Source organism: Pseudomonas sp. R62 (assembly GCF_000257605.1).
GTDB lineage: Bacteria > Pseudomonadota > Gammaproteobacteria > Pseudomonadales > Pseudomonadaceae > Aquipseudomonas > Aquipseudomonas atacamensis.
Map to the genome: position 1 here is coordinate 1 of NZ_JH636000.1, position 1503 is coordinate 1503.

The following is a 1503-nucleotide window of genomic DNA, read 5'->3' on the forward strand; positions in this document are numbered from 1 at the left end:
AGCTCCCGAAGCAACGGATATGCCCCCAAGAGCAAGATCAAAAGCTACCCCCCCCCCCAGCCCTCTCCCCCAAGGGGTCGAGGGGGAAAGGGAGCCGATCTCCATGGAAAACAGAATCTCGGTTAACCCTTGAGAAACTCGGATACTTTCTGCGCGGCGCTGGCCAAATGCTGTTCATGCGTAAACCCAGAAACCTTCAGCGGCTTCAAATCATGATCCCCCGCCACCAACCAAAACACCTCAATCCCCGGCGCTAACGAATACCCCTCAACCGCCTCGCGATTCCCCAGAGCATCCCGCTCCCCCTGCACAATCAACGCCCGCGTGCGCAACGAAGCCAAATGCTCAACCCGAGGCTTCTCCGGCTTCCCCACCGCATAAAACGGATACCCTAGACATACCAACGCATCCACCCTCAACTCATCCGCCACCAGACTCGCCATCCGCCCGCCCATCGACTTGCCGCCAACAGCCAAAACCCCAGCGACATGACGCCGCACAAGCGCAAACACCTCCCGCCAGCAATCCAACAGTTTCGGCGCAGGATTCGGCGGCCGCTTCACCCCATCCACCCGCCGCTGCGCCATATACGGAAACTCAAACCGCAACACGTTGACCCCAAGCCCGGCAAGGCGCCCAGCCATGTCGTTCATCCACTCGCTATCCATCGGCGCCCCCGCCCCGTGCGCCAGAATCAGCGTTGCCGAAGCCTCACCAACAGCGGCATCCCAAAGCCACCCATGATCGAGCACACACTGCGCCCATTGATCCCCGTCAATACTGGCCTTGTGCTGTTTGTCCATGCTTGCCTCGCATTTAGTCTGCCTATAACTCCAGGCGAAGGATTCGCGTCGTTTGCGCGCGCTCACTTCGGCTGAACCGTGGATGGGGAACCATGAACACTTCTATCAGTACCGCCTACAACTACAAGGTGGTCCGCCAATTCGCCATTATGACGGTGGTGTGGGGCATCGTCGGCATGGGCCTCGGGGTTTTTCTCGCGGCGCAATTGGTCTGGCCGGAACTCAACTTCAATTTGCCCTGGACCAGTTTCGGCCGTCTGCGCCCGCTGCACACCAACGCGGTGATCTTCGCCTTTGGTGGCTGCGCGCTGTTCGCCAGCTCTTTCTATTCGGTACAACGCACCTGCCAGACGCAATTGTTCGCGCCGCAAATCGCCGCGTTCTGCTTCTGGGGCTGGCAGCTGGTGATCCTGTTGGCGGCGATCAGCCTGCCGCTGGGTTACACCAGCTCCAAGGAATACGCCGAACTGGAATGGCCGATCGACATCCTGATCACCATCGTCTGGGTCGCCTACGCGATCGTGTTCTTCGGCACGATCATGCAGCGCAAGACCAAGCACATCTATGTGGGCAACTGGTTCTTCGGCGCGTTCATCATCACCGTGGCGATCCTGCACATCGTCAACAACCTCGAGTTGCCGGTGAGTTTCACCAAGTCCTACTCGGTGTACGCCGGTGCAACCGACGCCATGGTGCAGTG

2 protein-coding genes are annotated in these 1503 nt (G+C 59.4%); one reads left to right on the forward strand and one right to left on the reverse strand.

Annotation, left to right across the window (positions count from 1 at the left end):
- Nucleotides 1-122: 122 nt before the first annotated feature.
- Nucleotides 123-803, reverse strand: a complete 681-nt coding sequence (locus OQK_RS28735) for an alpha/beta family hydrolase (RefSeq protein WP_016775510.1) — start codon at nucleotides 801-803, stop codon at nucleotides 123-125.
- Nucleotides 804-895: 92 nt separating this feature from the next.
- Here OQK_RS28735 and OQK_RS28740 point away from each other — a divergent pair.
- Nucleotides 896-1503: cbb3-type cytochrome c oxidase subunit I (locus OQK_RS28740; RefSeq protein ID WP_016775511.1), on the forward strand; the 608-nt coding region annotated here is incomplete at its 3' end.